Raw genomic sequence first — 14,873 nt, 5'->3', positions numbered from 1 at the left:
GTCAGGTCTACCGTCGAAATGCAGGCGCAGGGGCCTTTGCTATCTGGGAAGAACGAGCCGCGGGCGAAAAAATTTAGCCGCAGGGGCGTGGCTTAAATTTTCTCGCGCCATGAACGTTCTAGCTTGGATAAAGCCTGCTTCAGGGCTGACACAGGTAGGGCAATGACGATTTCTCGACGATGGTTCATGGCGGGTCTGGCGCTGACCGGAGCAGCCGTTCCGGCAGCGTTCTATGGGCGTCGCGAGCTATTGCGCCAGGCGCATCCCGAAACCCCGGGAGAGGCGACGGTCGAGTTGGCGGACACCGCCGGCCAGCATTTGGCCAATAGCCTGCGCGGGGTTTGGGACATCCAGTTTATCGGTGCCGATGGTGGCCTGGAGGGTTTGCCGGTCGAGGGTCTGGAGCTGTTTCTCGACATTGCCCCGCGCGGGCGCGGCCTGGTGGGCGTCCTTGATACTGTCGAGGCGTTGCGCAGTGATGCCGAGCCGCGTTACCAGGTGGTCGGCGACCTGGCCCCGGGCAACGGGGCCCAGTTGTACTGGCGAGTGGGGCGCAGCGATGCCGCCGATGGTGCACCCGGCTACGAGTTCAAGGCGAGCCTGGACGAAGTATGGGCGGCCTATGGCAACGCCGGGCCCGGCACCCTCAGCGGTTCTATACAACGATTGGACCGTGCGCTGGCGCTGCCCGAGCTGGACCTGCGCTTTGTGGCCGTCAAACGCCGCTTTCCCGAGGCGCGCGAGCGGATCGGACTGAACGATACCTTGCTCGCCTGGCTGATCGCTCCGCAGCATCGGCTGTTCCACCAGTTGTGGCACGCCTCGCGGGACAAATGGCACAAGTTGCCGGAGGACAAGCGCGGTGCCCTGCGCGGTATCGGCTGGCAGCCGGGGCCCAGGGACCAGGAGCGTGGCGCACGCGGGCCGGACAAGGACCGAAACGGCTCCGGGATCGACTTTTTTTTCATGCACCGGCACATGCTTGCCACGGCGCGTTCGATGCAGGCACTGCCCTCCTGGCGCCACTTTCCTTTGCCACAGCCTGAGCTGTTGCGCGATCGACTGGGGTTTGCCCGCTATTTCGATAACCATGACGGGTTTGCGTTACCGCCAACCTGGCTGGCGGAAGGGGACGACACCTATAGCCAGTGGGTCAGTGACATCAAGTCCGCCGAGACCTACCACAGCAACTTTCAGGTCTGGGAATCTCAGTATCGGGACCCACGTTACTTGTCGAAACTGACCCTTGGCCAGTTCGGTTCCGAAATCGAGTTGGGCCTGCACGATTGGTTGCACATGCGCTGGGCCTCGGTGCCGCGTGACCCGTCCAACAACGCGCCGGTGCCCTTTGCCAGGGGGCAGGCCGATTTCTCGCCGCGCTGGTATATCGCCGAAAACGACTTTCTGGGGGATCCTTTTTCTTCCCATGTGAATCCGGTGTTCTGGCATTTTCACGGGTGGATCGACGATCGGCTGGAAGATTGGTTTCGCGCTCACGAGCGCTTTCATCCCGGTGAATTGACGCGCATGGAGGTCAATGGCGTGCCCTGGTTTGCGCCGGGGCGCTGGGTCGAGGCGGGCGACCCTTGGCTCGGCCCCACCACGCATGGGTGCAGCACGACACCGGGGCTGCAGGTGGGTACCTCGGTAGAAATGGATCCGGAGACCATGAAGCTGGCGCTGCGCATCATCTTCGAGGCGGATGAGAGTATGAAGGACCTGTTCCGTCGAGTGCCGCAACGCCCATGGTATGCACGGCATCTGTCCCTCGGACGTTCCTTCTGGGACTGACCGGTTAGCCTTGCGGCTGGCAGGCCTTCACTGTGCCTGCCAGCCTCCCCCCAGAGCCTTGTACAGCGCGATACTCGCCTGCATGCGCGCCAGTCGTAATTGCACGTTCAGGTCCTGCGCTGCATACAGTGTGCGTTGAGTCTCCAGCACCGTCAGCAAATCCTCGGCACCTGCTTCATAGCGACTCTGGGCAATCTCAAACGCGCTCTGCGCCTGGTCCAGCTCTTCACGCTGCCACCGCCGCTGCTCGTCGAGGCCGTGGATGCTGTTGAGGGCTTTTTCAACGTCGGCAAACCCGTTGATGATCGCGCCCCGGTAGAGTTGCAGGAGCTCATCCTGGCGGGCCAGGGTTTTGTCACGCTCGGCCCCCAGGCGCCCGTTGTCGAAGATGGGCGCGGTGAGTCCGGCGGTGAGGTTGTAGAACGGGCTTCGCAGAATGTCTGATGCGGTGCTGGCGCCCGAGCCGATGCTGGCACCCAGCAGGACGGTGGGCAACATGGCCGCACGGGCCACGACCACGTCGGCCTGGGCTGCGGCAAGTCGGGCCTCGGCGCTGGCAATGTCAGGGCGGCGGCTGAGCAGTTCACTGGGAATCCCGGCGGCGATGCCTGGCCAGTTGAGGTGTTCGAAGCGTTGTTGCCCCAGGTCGAGCTGCTGCACCGGTACACCGAGCAGGGCAGCCAGGGTGATTACCGCCTCCTGCGCCTGTTGCTGCACCTGTGGCAATTGCCTTTGCTGTGCCGCCACCAGGCTCTTTTGCTGGGCCAGCTCCAGGGCGGTGGCCGAACCTGCGGTGTAGCGTGCCTGGACCAGGTCAAGCACGTTGCGCGCGTTGGCCAGGTTCAGCGCGGCGATCCGGTTTTGTTCCTGGAGTGCCAGCGCTTGCGTGTAGCTGTTGGCCACGCCGCTGAGCAGGGTCAGCTCTACGGTGGCTTGATCGAATTCGCTGGCACGCACCCCAAGTGTTGCGCTGTCGCGCGCGGCACGGCGACCACCCCAGAAATCGACTTCGTAGCTGGCGGTGAGGCTCGCGCCAAAGCTGTCCACGGCCTTGTTGTCATCGTCGACATCCAGTTGGCTGTAGCCCTTGCCGCGCAACAGTTTCTGGCGGCTGGCATTGACGCCGCCCACCAGGGAGGGCAGCAACGGCGCACCGGCGATCACGGCACTGGCTTGCGCCTGGTGTACCCGGGCAATCGCGGCCGCCAGGTCGTAACTGCCAAGCTGGGCTTGGGTCACCAGCCGGTCAAGGGCCGGGCTGCCGAAGGTGCTCCACCATTTTCGGGTGTCCCGGCGTGTGGTGTCGGGGTTGGGTGACTGCCAGGCGGCGGGCGCATGCACACCACTGTCGACGGGAGGAGCCAGGTTGCTGCAGGCCGCCAGCATCAGGCTGACGGCGAGGAGGGACAATTGCGCTTTCATGGGGCGATCATTCACTGGTAAGGGCCGTGACCGGGTCAAGGCGAGCGGCTTTGCGGGCTGGCATAAAGCCGAAAACGACACCCGTCACCAACGCGCAGGCGAACGCGCCGAGGCCCGCCGGGAAGGAAAATGCAACGGCGATATCGCTGAGGATCAAGACCCCGCCGATGAGCAAGGCCAGGACAATTCCGGTCACGCCGCCCACCAGTGAAAGCATCACGGCTTCAGTCAGGAACTGACGCAGGATGTCCCGCTGGCGGGCGCCGGTGGCCATGCGGATGCCGATTTCCCGGGTGCGTTCCCGTACGGTCATCAGCATGATGTTCATCACGCCGATGCCACCCACCAGCAGTGAGATGGCGGCAATCGCACCCAGCATCAGCGACAGGGTGTTCTGGGTGCGGGCTTCGGCCTGAATCATCGCAGCGTTGTTGGTCAGTTCGTAATCGCGCTTGCCGTCATGCAGGTGCAGCATCAATTGGTCGATGGCCTGTTCAGCGTCTTTGACATTGCGCGCATCGGCGGCGGCGATGGCCACGTATTCGGGGTCGCGGCTGCCGAACAGCCGGATGCTGGCGGCCGAATAGGGCACGGCAATCCGGTCATCGCTGTCCTGGTCGCCAGAGCTTGCGCCTTTGCCCGCCAGTACGCCGACCACCTGGAAGGGCACGTTTTCAATCAGGATGTACTGGCCGATGGGGTCGGCGACGTCTTTGAACAGGGTATCCCGGACTTTTTTGCCGATCACCGCCACGGCCGAGGCTGCTTGTTCATCCGCTTCGGTAAAGTAGCTGCCTTCGACCACCGGCCAGTTGAAAATAGTCGGGAAGTTGGTGTCGTTGCCACCCACGTAGGCGGCGTGGTCCAGGTTGCCGAAACGTACCGTCGCCCGTGCGCCGTTGACGGGCATGATGCGTTGCACCTGCGGCAAGTCGGCAAGGGCGGCCACGTCATCCAGGGTGATGATGCCAGGCGGTGAGCGTGGGTTCGGCGTGTGGCCGCTGAGGTAAATAATGTTGGAGCCGAAGGCGCCCATCTGTGCCATGACCTGGCGCTTGCTGCCTTCACCCACGGCCAGCATCACCACCACTGAGGCCACGCCGATAACGATCCCCAGCAACGTCAGCGCCGTGCGAAACCGGTTGATCCACATCACCCGCCAGGCAGCGCGGACCGCGTCCAGCAGTTCACCTTTCCAGGCGCCGGTGTGCTCGCTGCCCAGCGCCAGGCGCTGGCGTAGGTCCACCGCCTGAAGGGCACCTGTGGGGGCATCGGCAGCGGTGGCGTGTCGGGCGGTATCGCTGATGATCTGGCCGTCGCGGATTTCAATGATGCGCTTGGCGCGGGCTGCGACTTCCCGGTCGTGAGTAATGAGAATGACCACGTGCCCCTGGCCTGCCAGCTCATCCAGCAGGGCCATGACCTCCGCGCCGCTCTGGCTGTCCAGGGCGCCGGTGGGCTCGTCGGCGAGGATGATGTGCCCGCCGTTCATCAAGGCTCGTGCAATCGACACCCGTTGCTGTTGGCCGCCGGACAATTGATGGGGGCGGTTGCCGGTGCGGCTGGCCAGGCCCAGGCGGTCCAGCAGTGCAGCGGCACGGGCGTGACGCTCGGCTGCCGGCAGGCCGGCGTAGATGGCTGGCATCTCGACGTTTTCCTGGGCCGAGCCCGACGGGATCAGGTGATAGCCCTGGAATACAAAACCGAAAGCTTCCCTGCGCAACCAGGCCAGCTCATCGCTGTCGAGTTGGGCGACGTTTTCGCCGGCGAACAGGTAGTCACCCTGACTGGGTCGGTCCAGGCAGCCAAGGATATTCATCAGGGTCGATTTGCCGGAGCCCGAGGTGCCGACAATCGCGACAAACTCGCCCGCATGAATCGACAGGTCAATGCCTCGCAGCACGTCGACCTTGGGGCTGTCGTCACCGCCGTAGGACTTGCGAATATCGCGCAGTTCGATCAGAGGCGTTTGCATTCAGCCGTCCTTGCCGTCGGATGTGCCGGTCAGCAGGTGATCGCCCTCGTTCAATCCCTCCAGTACCTGAATGTGGCGCCGGTCGCTGATGCCGGTGCGCACTTCGAGGCGTTTGATCGTGCCATTGGCCGCCACCACCTGGGCGATGTGGCGGTCTGGGGTGGGGCCGCTGCGCAGTGCTGCGATGGGCGCCGTGAGGGTATTGCGGGCCGCACTGGCGACAAAAAATACCTGGGTGGTCATTTCGGCCATTAGCGCATGGTCGGTGTTTTCGACATCCAGCAACACCGTATAGAGCACTACCCGGCCGCTGCCGCTTTTGCTTGAACTGGCAGGGCTACCGCCGCCCTGGCTGGTTTCGTTGAGAGGCTTTGGCGGGATCGGCAAGATCTGCCGCACCGTGCTGGTCCAGCGCCGTGCTCCACCACTCAAGGTGGTGAAGTAGGCGCTCATGCCGGGTTTGACGTGGCCGATATCGGCCTCCGACACCTCGGCCCAGACGGTCATGGGCGAAAGCTTGGCGATACGCATGATAAGCGGCGTCTGCTGCTGAGCGTTGAGGGTCTGGCCAACGCGAGCATCCACGGCCACCACTGTGCCCGACATCGGTGCGTAGATGCGGGTATAGCCCAGTTCGGCTTCGTCGCTGCGCAGGCTGGCCTGAGCCTGGCGGATCTGTGCCTGGAACATGTCGACACGCGCCTGGGTGGCGCTCAGTTCAGCCTTGGCGGTCTGGACGTCTTCCTCGCGCGTGGCGTTACTCGTCACCAGCCTTTGCTGGCGCTGATACTTCTGTCGCGCCAGTTCGTGCTGGGCCCGTTGCTCCTGCAACTGGGCCTGCAGGTTTTCAATCGCATAGCGACTCGCGTCCAGCTTGGCTTTTTGCGTGGACGGGTCGATCTCCACCAGCAGTTGGCCTTCCTTGACCTCGTCACCCGCCTCGACGTGGATCTTCTGGATCTGTCCGGACGCCTGGGCACCCACGTCTACATAGCGCCGGGGCTGAAGGGTGCCTAGCGCGGTCACACTGCTTTCGATATCACCCCGGGTCACGGTGACGGTTGTCAGACGGTCCCGGCCCGGTGGCAGGACCTGCCAGGCAGCGACAGCAATAACAGGAATCAGGCACGCGACCACAAGCAGGGCGCGTCGGGCAGGTCGAGGGCGTTTCATGCTTAGGTTCCAGCCAGGAAAGATCGGGCCGCAGGTGCGGGAAGCTGTCAGGTAAACGAGAGAATTGGCCGAAGATTTAGGCCGTTACATATGTGGTTACAGCTCTTGTCGAAGAAAAAATTGCCCGTCGATGCAAGACTTCTTTAAAACTAGATGAGAATTACTATAAATTACACACGCCTCAAACTGCCATCATCGAGCAGCGTCACCGAAACGGCGGTTATCTTCGATTTCAAGGACCTAATGCCGCTCTCCAGGCGGTTGGGAGTCATGTTGGAAAACTACTATCGCGAGCTGGTGTGTTTCCTTAATGCCAGGCTGGGCAACCGTCAGGTGGCCGAAGATGTGGTGCATGACGCTTATGTGCGGGTGCTGGGGCGCGCCAGTGAGGTCCCGATCGAGCAGCCCCGGGCGTTTCTTTATCGCACGGCGCTGAACCTGGTGATTGACGGGCATCGGCGCAACGCCCTGCATCAGGATGAACCCCTCGAAGTACTCGACAGCGAAGAGCGTTTTTCGCTGTCCTCGCCCCACCACAGCCTGGATCACGGCCAGCGCCTGGAGATGCTCGAGCGCGCCCTGGCCGAACTGCCGCCGCTCTGCCGTGACAGCTTCCTGCTGCGCAAGCTCGAAGGCATGTCCCACCTGCAAATCGCCGAACGCCTGGGTATTTCCCGCGCGCTGGTGGAAAAACATATCGTCAATGCCATGAAGCATTGCCGGGCACGTATGCGTGAGTGGGATGCGCACTGATTCCAGCGGTAGCTAAATTTTTTTTCATTGTCCTCGTCTTCTATCAACACATGACCTGTTGTACTGCCTTCAGGTCGCTGAGGCTTTCCCGCCCCCAACGCCACGGGGCTTATCCAGAGGACACTGGAATGACACAGGCAATTGCATCGCCCGCGGTTCACGACCTGATCGGTATCGGTTTCGGCCCTTCGAATCTGGCGCTGGCCATTGCCTTGCAAGAGCGCGAGAAAGCCCAGGGCAAGCTGGACGTGCTGTTTCTCGACAAGCAGGCCGACTACCGCTGGCACGGCAACACCCTGGTGGCCCAGAGTGAGTTGCAGATTTCCTTCCTCAAGGACCTGGTGACCCTGCGCAACCCCACCAGTCCGTATTCCTTCGTCAATTACCTGAAAGCCCACGGGCGCCTGGTAGATTTCATCAACCTGGGCACCTTCTATCCGTGCCGCATGGAGTACAACGACTACCTGCGCTGGGTCTCCGGGCAGTTCCAGGCGCAAAGCCGTTACGGCGAGGAAGTGCTGGCCATCGAGCCGATCCTGCATCAGCAGCAGGTGGAGGCGCTGCGGGTGATTTCCCGGGATGCCCAGGGTGAACAGCATGTGCGCACCACCCGCTCGGTGGTGGTCAGCGCCGGTGGTACGCCGCGTATTCCGGCGTCGTTCAAGGCGCTCAAGGATGACGGGCGGGTGTTCCATCACTCCCAGTACCTGGCGCGCATGGCCCAGCAGCCGTGTGTCGACGGCAAGCCGATGCGCATTGCGATCATCGGTGGCGGCCAGAGTGCGGCCGAGGCGTTTATCGACCTCAACGACAGTTTCCCGTCGGTGCAGGTGGACATGATCCTGCGTGGTTCGGCGTTAAAACCTGCCGATGACAGCCCGTTCGTCAACGAAGTGTTTTCGCCGGAGTTCACCGACCTGGTGTTCCAGCAGAACGGCAGTGAGCGCGAGCGCCTGGTCAACGAATACCACAACACCAATTATTCGGTGGTGGACCTGGACCTGATCGAGCGCATCTACGGGATTTTCTACCGCCAGAAAGTCTCCGGCATTGCCCGTCACGCGTTCCGTACCCTGACCACCGTGGAAAAAGCCACCGCCGGGCCCTTGGGCGTCGAGTTGGCATTGCGCAACAACGCCACCGGCGAGACCAGCCTCAACCATTACGACGCCGTGGTTCTGGCCACCGGTTACGAGCGCCAGATGCACCGCCAGTTGCTGGCACCGTTGGCCGAATACATGGGCGACTTCGAAGTCAGCCGCGACTACCGCATTGTCACTGACGAGCGCTGCAAGGCCGGCATTTATATGCAGGGTTTCAGCCAGGCCAGCCATGGCTTGAGCGACACCTTGCTGTCGATCCTGCCGATCCGTGCCGACGAGATTGCCGCGTCGCTGTACGAATACGACCGCAGCCGCGGCAAGAGCCGTTCGGTGCAGGATCTCTTACTCGCGACCGCTAGCTGAGGACCGCCCGCTGCCCACTGTAGGAGCGAGCTTGCTCGCGAAGGTCGTCAACGATGGCGATGGAAACCTGATACCCCGCAGCGCTCTCAGGTTTTTCGCGAGCAAGCTCGCTCCTACAGACGGCACTTGAACCGCGGGGGCGGCTGCTGATACTGTACAAAAAACCAGTATCGGTAGAAGCCCCATGCAGTTGATCGAAAAACTCAGCATCCTCGCCGACGCCGCCAAGTACGACGCGTCCTGCGCCAGCAGCGGCGCGCCCAAGCGCAGCTCGGAAGGCAAGGCGGGGCTGGGTTCCACCGATGGCATGGGCATCTGCCACAGCTACACGCCCGACGGTCGCTGCGTGTCGTTGCTCAAGGTGCTGCTGACCAACTTCTGCCTCTACGACTGCCAATACTGCGTCAACCGCCGCTCCAGCGACGTGCCCCGTGCACGCTTCAGCCCGGAAGAGGTGGTGACCCTGACCCTCGATTTCTATCGGCGCAACTGCGTCAGCGGGCTGTTTCTCAGCTCCGGCATCATCCGTTCGGCCGACTACACCATGGAGCAGTTGGTGCGGGTCGCCAAGCTCCTGCGCGAAGAGCATGACTTTCGCGGCTATATCCACCTCAAGACCATTCCCGAAGCCGACCCGGCACTGATTGCCGAGGCGGGGCGGTATGCCGATCGCCTCAGCGTGAATATCGAGTTGCCCACCGACAAGAGCCTGCAAACCCTGGCGCCCGAGAAGCAGATCGTCTCGATCAAGCAGGCGATGCAAACCATCTACACCGGTGAACAGACCGTGCTTAACGAACCCCGCGCGCCACGTTTCGCGCCGGCCGGGCAAAGTACGCAGATGATCGTCGGTGCCGATGACACCGACGACAGCACCATCCTCCACAGTGCCGAGGCGTTGTACGGCAATTTCAAATTGCGCCGGGTGTATTACTCGGCATTCAGCCCGATTCCCAACAGCCCGAAAAGCGTGCCCCTGGCTGCGCCGCCGCTGATGCGCGAGCACCGTTTGTATCAGGCGGATTTCCTGTTGCGCAGCTACGGGTTCAGTGCCAATGAGCTGTTTGAAGGGCCGGGTGACCTGGCCCTGGATATCGACCCGAAACTGGCCTGGGCCTTGGAGCACCGCGAGGTATTTCCGCTGGATTTGAACCGCGCGGAACCGACATTGATTGCACGTATTCCCGGGATTGGCCTGCGCACCACCCAGCGGCTGGTGGACCTGCGTCGCCAACGCAAGATCCGCTTCGAAGACCTGGCGCGCATGCGTTGCGTCCTGGCCAAGGCCAAGCCGTTTTTCATCACCAGTGACTACCATCCGCAACAGGCGGAAAGCACCAGCGTGCTGCTGCGCGAACAACTGCGCGACCGCCCGCAGCCGCAGCAAATGGGGCTATGGGGATGATCAGCCTGGAATGCGACAACCTGTTCAGCACCTGGCGCGAGCAGGCGCGCTGGTTGCTCAGCCATCAGATCGACCCCAGCCACGTGAGTTGGGGCGTGGCCGAGGTGGCGGACCTGTTTGCCACCGACGAGCAGTACCCGGCGGAGTGCGGGCCGTTCCAGGCACGGATTCCCAAGGCGCTGCTGGAGCTGCTGGAGTCCGCCGCGTGTTATCACGGTGAACAGCGCTGGAGCTTGTTGTATGAGGTGTTGTGGCGCGTCAGCCATGGGGACCGCACGGCGATGATGTCCGGGGACAAGCTGGGCAGCGAGTTGCAGCGACGGATCAAGCAGGTGCAGCGCGAGGCCCATCATCTGCATGCGTTTGTGCGGTTTATCGCGTTGCCGGCAGAGGCGGGTCCGGAGTTGCCCGAGTACGTGGCTTGGCATGAGCCGGCCCACGACATCTTGAAGGTTGCCAGCCAGCATTTTGTCGGACGCATGGGGCGTCATCGCTGGATGATCGCCACGCCGCTGGACGGGGTTTATTACGACGGGGAGCAGTTGATTCATCGGCGACACTGCCCGGTGGAATGGCAGGCGTTGGCGCAGAATGTCGAGGATCCCCACAGTGCGATGTGGCTGACGTATTACAGCCATATCTTTAACCCGGCGCGGTTGAATCCCAAGGTGATGGAAGGGCATTTGCCGAGTCGGTTCTGGAAGAATCTGCCGGAGGGCAAGTTGATACCGGGGTTGATCAGCGAGGCGCGTACGGGCAAGCAGCGGGATGGGCAGGCGAAGATGATTGGGGCGCGTCCAGGCAAGCGGATTTCAAGCGGGCACGGTTAAAGGTGGGAGCGGGCTTGCTCGCGAATGCGGTGTGTCAGCAGCACATCCAGCGACTGATACACCGCATTCGCGAGCAAGCCCGCTCCCACATTTGATCTCTATTGCCTGGAGGGGCGGGTTCAGGCCAGTTCGGTGGCGGTGTTTTTTACGACCGCCAACTCCGGATGCGCCACCAACTTATCAATGTGCAATTCATCGTTGTTCAGCCAGGTTTCCGTCAGCACGCGGTAGTGCTCCATGTCCCGGCAGCGCATGCGCAGGCTGTAGTCGAACGGCCCGCTGATCAGCTGGCATTCGAACACTTGCGGGCAGGCTTTGACGCAGGCCTCGAATGCCTTCTGCGCCGAGCGTCCGCTCTGGTTGGAGAGGGCCACCAGTACCAGCAGTGACAGCCCCGGCGAAACCATCTGCACGTCGATGATCGCCCCATAACCCCGGATGATCCCGCGTCGCTCCAGCTTGCGTACCCGTTCCAGGCACGGCCTGGGTGTCAGGTGCACCAGCGACGAGAGTTTTTCGTAGGTGATGCGTCCCTGGTGCCGTAACACGTCGATGATGGCTTCATCGATGCGGTCCAGCACAGGTGAGGCGTTCGGTCCGGTGGCCTTGGTATCCATGGTGTGTGGTGTTCACTTCAATCGGTTGGAAAGAAATTGCTGCAAGCGTTCGCTGTTCGGCTGGTCGAGGATTTCGGCTCCGCCTTGCTCCTCGACGCGGCCCTGGTGCAGGAACAGCACTTGGCTGGACACCTGGCGGGCAAAGCCCATTTCGTGGGTGACCATGAGCATGGTACGACCTTCCTCCGCTAACGTCTGTATGACTTTAAGGACTTCTCCTACAAGTTCAGGGTCGAGGGCCGAGGTGGGTTCGTCGAACAGAATAATCTCCGGTTCCATCGCCAGGGCCCGGGCGATGGCCACGCGCTGCTGCTGGCCACCGGACAGGAATGCGGGATATTGATCCGCCACCCGGCCCGGCAGGCCGACCTTGTCGAGGTACAGTCGGGCGCGTTTTTCCGCCTCGGCGGCGCTTACGCCGAGCACCCGGCGCGGGGCCATGGTGATGTTTTCCAGCACGGTCATGTGGCTCCACAGGTTGAAGTGCTGGAACACCATGGCCAGGCGGGTGCGCAGGTTCTGCAATTGCGCCTGGTGCGGCGCGCGGGTGCCGGCGCGGCCTGGCTGCATTTCGATGCTGATGCCGTCGAGGGTGATGACCCCGGCGTCCGGCTGCTCGAGGAAGTTGATGCAGCGCAGCATCGTGCTTTTGCCTGAGCCGCTGGCGCCGATCAGGCTGATCACGTCGCCGTTGCGTGCGTTCAGCGAGACGCCCTTGAGCACCTCATGTTCGCCATAGCGTTTGTGCAGGCCTTCGACCTGGAGTTTGACGTTGGCGTTTTCTGCCACGGCCACCGGTTGGGTAGCGGGGCGTACATCGGTGGGATAAGTGGCCAGGGCCTGCGCGGACTGATTCATGGGTTAGCCTCGGGTAGGAACAAGAAAACGCATCCAGCGACGTTCGGCCAGTCGAAACAGGCCCACCAGTGCAAAGGACAGCAGCATGTACAGCAGGGCCGCGATGCCGAAGGCCTGGAACGTCAGGAACGTCTCGGCGTTGGCATCGCGGGCCACCTTGAGGATGTCGGCGATGGTGGCGGTAAACGCCAGGGAGGTCGCGTGCAGCATCAGGATCATTTCGTTGCTGTAGGCCGGCAGTGCACGGCGCAGTGCGGCGGGCACCACCACAAACAGGTTCAGGCGCCAGCCGTGCAGGCCGTAGGCCTTGGCAGCTTCAATCTCGCCGTGGGGAATGTTGCGAATCGCCCCGGCAAAGATTTCCACGGTGTAGGCGCAGGTGTTCAGCACAAACGCCAGCAGCGTGCAGTTCAGCGCATTGCGGAAAAACTGGTTGAGCAGGGCGTTGTCCTGTACCACGTCCAGGCCATAGAGGCCGGTGTAGCAAATCAGCAACTGGATATACAGCGGCGTGCCGCGAAACAGGTAGGTGTAGACCTCCACCGGCCAGCGAACCCAGAAGTGCTCCGAGACCCGGGCGATCGCCAGCGGGATCGACAGGAAGAAGCCCAGCACCACCGAGATAATGAACAGCCACAGGGTCATGGCCACCCCGGAAAAGCCGTTGCCGTCGGTGAACAGGTAGGCCAGGCCGTATTGCTGGATCAGTTCGATCATCGCGCCATCCCCTTGATACCCACGTTGTAGCGCCGTTCCAGGCGTTTGAAGATGCGGTTGGAGAGGGTGGTAATCACCAGGTACACCAGGCCCGCGAGGATCAGGAAATACAGCGGGTCATTGGTGGTCTTGCCGGCGTTTTGCGCGGCCTTGACCAGGTCCGAGAGGCCGATGATCGACACCAGCGCCGTGGACTTGAGCAGCACCAGCCAGTTATTGCCCAGGCCCGGCAGGGCAAAGCGCATCAGTTGCGGGAACAGCACCAGGCGAAAGCGCTGCCAGCGGCTCAGGCCGTAGGCGGTGGCGGCTTCGAGTTGGCCGGCGGGTACGCTGAGAATCGCCCCGCGAAAGTTCTCGGTGAAATACGCACCATAGATAAACCCGAGGGTGATGACACCGGCGGTGAAAGGGTCGATTTCGAAGTAAGCCCAGCCGAGCATTTCACTCAGGTCGTTGAGCCACAGTTGCAGGCTGTAGAAAATCAGCAGGATCAGCACCAGGTCCGGCACGCTGCGAATCAGCGTGGTGTAGAGCGTGGCCGGAACCCGCAGCAGCTTGACGCTGGAGAGCTTGGCAGCGGCGGCGATCAGTCCCAGGGACAGGCTCAGCAGCAGCGCCAGGAACGCCAGCTTGACCGTCATCCAGGCACCCTGAGCCAGCAACGGGCCGAAGCCTTGCAAGTTGAGGAATTCATTCATGGAGGGGGAGATCTCTGTGGGGTGAAACAACGCATCACGGCCCCCCGGTAGCAGCTGTCGAGCCCCAGCGAGGCTGCGTCAGCCGCGCCTGGGTGCCCAGTCTGGCTCGAGAACTGCGGCGTGGCCGACGCAGCCTCGCTGGGGCTCGACAGCTGCTACGGAGGGAACGTTGTTTTTACTCGTTGTAGATATCCTGATCGCCGAAGTATTTCTTCTGGATCTGTGTGTAGGTGCCATCGGCCTGGACGGCGGCGATGCCCTTGTTGATCAGCTCCACCAACTCCTTGTCGTTCTTGCGCAGGCCCATGGCGATGTCGAGCGGCAGGGTCGGGTCCTTGAAGGCCGGGCCGGTCTTGAAGTCGGCGCCTTCAGGCTTGGACAGGAAGTTGAGCTGGGCTTCGAGCTTGTCGGTCAGGGTGGCGTCCAGACGACCGTTTTGCAGGTCGGCGTAATTCTGCTCCTGGGACTGGTAAGCCTTGATCTGCGCGCCCAGCTTGGCCAGGTGTGCACGGGCGTAGGCTTCTTGCAGCGAGCCTTGCAGCACGCCGACCTGTTTGCCTTTCAGGGATTCGGGGGTGTCGCCGAAGTCGGCGCTTTTGCGGGTGATCACCGAGGTCGGGCTGAGGAATAGGCGGTCGCTGAAGTCGATGACTTTCTGGCGGGCGGGGGTGACGGCCATGGAGGACATGATGGCGTCGAACTTGCGTGCGCGCAGGGCCGGGATCATGCCGTCGAATTCGTTGTGGACCCACACGCATTTGACTTCAAGCTTGGCGCAGATGGCGTTGCCCAGGTCGATGTCGAAACCTTGCAGGCTGCCGTCGGCGGCGACTGATTCAAACGGTGGGTATTCGGGGAAGACCCCAAAGCGGATTTCTTTCCATTCCTGAGCCTGGGCAGCAGTGGCGGCCAATGGCAGGAGCAGCGCAGCGAAAAGTGATCGGAGCGGAGTCATGTGTATTCCCTATATTTTGTAATTGATGTCAGGGCAGTAGAAAACTGAACGCTAAGGTGAAGAGGCTTTTTGTGGTGAGGGAGGTTGATCCCGCTGGGTTGCGTAGCGGCCTCAAAATCCTGGGAGCGCTACGCACTCCAGCGGGAGCAAGCTCCCTCGCCACATTGGGCTGCCTCGCCACATTCGGCTGTTTGTTGTCAGAGAGAATGCTTC

13 protein-coding genes are annotated in these 14,873 nt (G+C 62.2%); 5 read left to right on the top strand and 8 right to left on the bottom strand.

Annotated features, from left to right (window positions below; translation table 11 throughout):
• Window positions 1–162: 162 nt before the first annotated feature.
• Window positions 163–1,791, top strand: coding sequence for a pyoverdine maturation tyrosinase PvdP (pvdP, locus tag ACA046_RS22340; RefSeq protein ID WP_459022511.1), 1,629 nt, complete (start codon window positions 163–165; stop codon window positions 1,789–1,791).
• A gap of 27 nt (window positions 1,792–1,818) precedes the next feature.
• Here pvdP and ACA046_RS22335 read toward each other — a convergent pair whose 3' ends face one another.
• The 3 genes from ACA046_RS22335 to ACA046_RS22325 are packed head-to-tail and all read right to left on the bottom strand — an operon-like array spanning window position 1,819 to window position 6,361.
• Window positions 1,819–3,213, bottom strand: coding sequence for an efflux transporter outer membrane subunit (locus ACA046_RS22335; protein WP_497674987.1), 1,395 nt, complete (start codon window positions 3,211–3,213; stop codon window positions 1,819–1,821).
• Window positions 3,214–3,220: 7 nt separating this feature from the next.
• A complete protein-coding gene (locus ACA046_RS22330) occupies window positions 3,221–5,188 on the bottom strand; it encodes a MacB family efflux pump subunit (RefSeq protein WP_497674986.1) in 1,968 nt (655 codons plus the stop codon).
• Window positions 5,189–6,361, bottom strand: coding sequence for an efflux RND transporter periplasmic adaptor subunit (locus ACA046_RS22325; protein WP_258346934.1), 1,173 nt, complete (start codon window positions 6,359–6,361; stop codon window positions 5,189–5,191).
• Window positions 6,362–6,631: 270 nt separating this feature from the next.
• Here ACA046_RS22325 and ACA046_RS22320 point away from each other — a divergent pair, with 270 nt between their 5' ends.
• From ACA046_RS22320 to ACA046_RS22305, 4 genes are all read left to right on the top strand, one after another.
• Window positions 6,632–7,114, top strand: coding sequence for a sigma-70 family RNA polymerase sigma factor (locus ACA046_RS22320; RefSeq protein ID WP_258346933.1), 483 nt, complete (start codon window positions 6,632–6,634; stop codon window positions 7,112–7,114).
• Between the two features lie 128 nt (window positions 7,115–7,242).
• Window positions 7,243–8,580, top strand: coding sequence for a lysine N(6)-hydroxylase/L-ornithine N(5)-oxygenase family protein (locus tag ACA046_RS22315; RefSeq protein ID WP_497674985.1), 1,338 nt, complete (start codon window positions 7,243–7,245; stop codon window positions 8,578–8,580).
• A gap of 184 nt (window positions 8,581–8,764) precedes the next feature.
• On the top strand, window positions 8,765–9,985 hold the full coding sequence (locus ACA046_RS22310; RefSeq protein WP_017476886.1) for a putative DNA modification/repair radical SAM protein: 1,221 nt from the start codon (window positions 8,765–8,767) through the stop codon (window positions 9,983–9,985).
• The gene (locus ACA046_RS22305; RefSeq protein WP_497674984.1) at window positions 9,982–10,815 is read left to right on the top strand and encodes a TIGR03915 family putative DNA repair protein; all 834 of its coding nucleotides are present in this window, start codon (window positions 9,982–9,984) and stop codon (window positions 10,813–10,815) included. The genes ACA046_RS22310 and ACA046_RS22305 overlap by 4 nt, the downstream gene beginning before the upstream one ends.
• Before the next feature lie 119 nt (window positions 10,816–10,934).
• Here ACA046_RS22305 and ACA046_RS22300 read toward each other — a convergent pair whose 3' ends face one another.
• The 5 genes from ACA046_RS22300 to ACA046_RS22280 all read right to left on the bottom strand — a co-directional run bounded on the left by ACA046_RS22300 (window position 10,935) and on the right by ACA046_RS22280 (window position 14,660).
• Complete coding sequence (locus ACA046_RS22300) at window positions 10,935–11,432, bottom strand: Lrp/AsnC family transcriptional regulator (RefSeq protein WP_088423914.1); 498 nt, start codon at window positions 11,430–11,432, stop codon at window positions 10,935–10,937.
• A 12-nt stretch (window positions 11,433–11,444) separates the two neighbouring features.
• Window positions 11,445–12,290 carry an ABC transporter ATP-binding protein gene (locus ACA046_RS22295; protein WP_218585698.1) on the bottom strand — a complete coding sequence of 282 codons (846 nt, stop codon included), beginning with the start codon at window positions 12,288–12,290 and terminating at the stop codon, window positions 11,445–11,447.
• 3 nt (window positions 12,291–12,293) lie between these two features.
• Window positions 12,294–13,007 (bottom strand): ABC transporter permease, encoded by a 714-nt coding sequence (locus tag ACA046_RS22290; RefSeq protein WP_167663063.1) that lies wholly within the window; start codon window positions 13,005–13,007, stop codon window positions 12,294–12,296.
• A complete protein-coding gene (locus tag ACA046_RS22285) occupies window positions 13,004–13,705 on the bottom strand; it encodes an ABC transporter permease (RefSeq protein ID WP_076014275.1) in 702 nt (233 codons plus the stop codon). Before ACA046_RS22285 ends, ACA046_RS22290 begins: the two co-directional genes overlap by 4 nt.
• A 175-nt stretch (window positions 13,706–13,880) precedes the next feature.
• Window positions 13,881–14,660, bottom strand: coding sequence for an ABC transporter substrate-binding protein (locus ACA046_RS22280; RefSeq protein WP_167663064.1), 780 nt, complete (start codon window positions 14,658–14,660; stop codon window positions 13,881–13,883).
• Window positions 14,661–14,873 lie beyond the last annotated feature (213 nt).

It is taken from the genome of Pseudomonas sp. LBUM1641 (assembly GCF_059716235.1).
Note: the sequence above shows the minus strand (reverse complement) of the source record. Positions and strands in the feature narration are given on the sequence as shown.

Bases quoted from the DNA above. Each gene is read 5' to 3' on its own strand.
- pvdP (WP_459022511.1), top strand. From the start codon at position 163: ATGACGATTTCTCGACGATGGTTCATGGCGGGTCTGGCGCTGACCGGA.
- ACA046_RS22335 (WP_497674987.1), bottom strand. From the start codon at position 3,213: ATGAAAGCGCAATTGTCCCTCCTCGCCGTCAGCCTGATGCTGGCGGCC.
- ACA046_RS22330 (WP_497674986.1), bottom strand. From the start codon at position 5,188: ATGCAAACGCCTCTGATCGAACTGCGCGATATTCGCAAGTCCTACGGC.
- ACA046_RS22325 (WP_258346934.1), bottom strand. From the start codon at position 6,361: ATGAAACGCCCTCGACCTGCCCGACGCGCCCTGCTTGTGGTCGCGTGC.
- ACA046_RS22320 (WP_258346933.1), top strand. From the start codon at position 6,632: ATGTTGGAAAACTACTATCGCGAGCTGGTGTGTTTCCTTAATGCCAGG.
- ACA046_RS22315 (WP_497674985.1), top strand. From the start codon at position 7,243: ATGACACAGGCAATTGCATCGCCCGCGGTTCACGACCTGATCGGTATC.
- ACA046_RS22310 (WP_017476886.1), top strand. From the start codon at position 8,765: ATGCAGTTGATCGAAAAACTCAGCATCCTCGCCGACGCCGCCAAGTAC.
- ACA046_RS22305 (WP_497674984.1), top strand. From the start codon at position 9,982: ATGATCAGCCTGGAATGCGACAACCTGTTCAGCACCTGGCGCGAGCAG.
- ACA046_RS22300 (WP_088423914.1), bottom strand. From the start codon at position 11,432: ATGGATACCAAGGCCACCGGACCGAACGCCTCACCTGTGCTGGACCGC.
- ACA046_RS22295 (WP_218585698.1), bottom strand. From the start codon at position 12,290: ATGAATCAGTCCGCGCAGGCCCTGGCCACTTATCCCACCGATGTACGC.
- ACA046_RS22290 (WP_167663063.1), bottom strand. From the start codon at position 13,007: ATGATCGAACTGATCCAGCAATACGGCCTGGCCTACCTGTTCACCGAC.
- ACA046_RS22285 (WP_076014275.1), bottom strand. From the start codon at position 13,705: ATGAATGAATTCCTCAACTTGCAAGGCTTCGGCCCGTTGCTGGCTCAG.
- ACA046_RS22280 (WP_167663064.1), bottom strand. From the start codon at position 14,660: ATGACTCCGCTCCGATCACTTTTCGCTGCGCTGCTCCTGCCATTGGCC.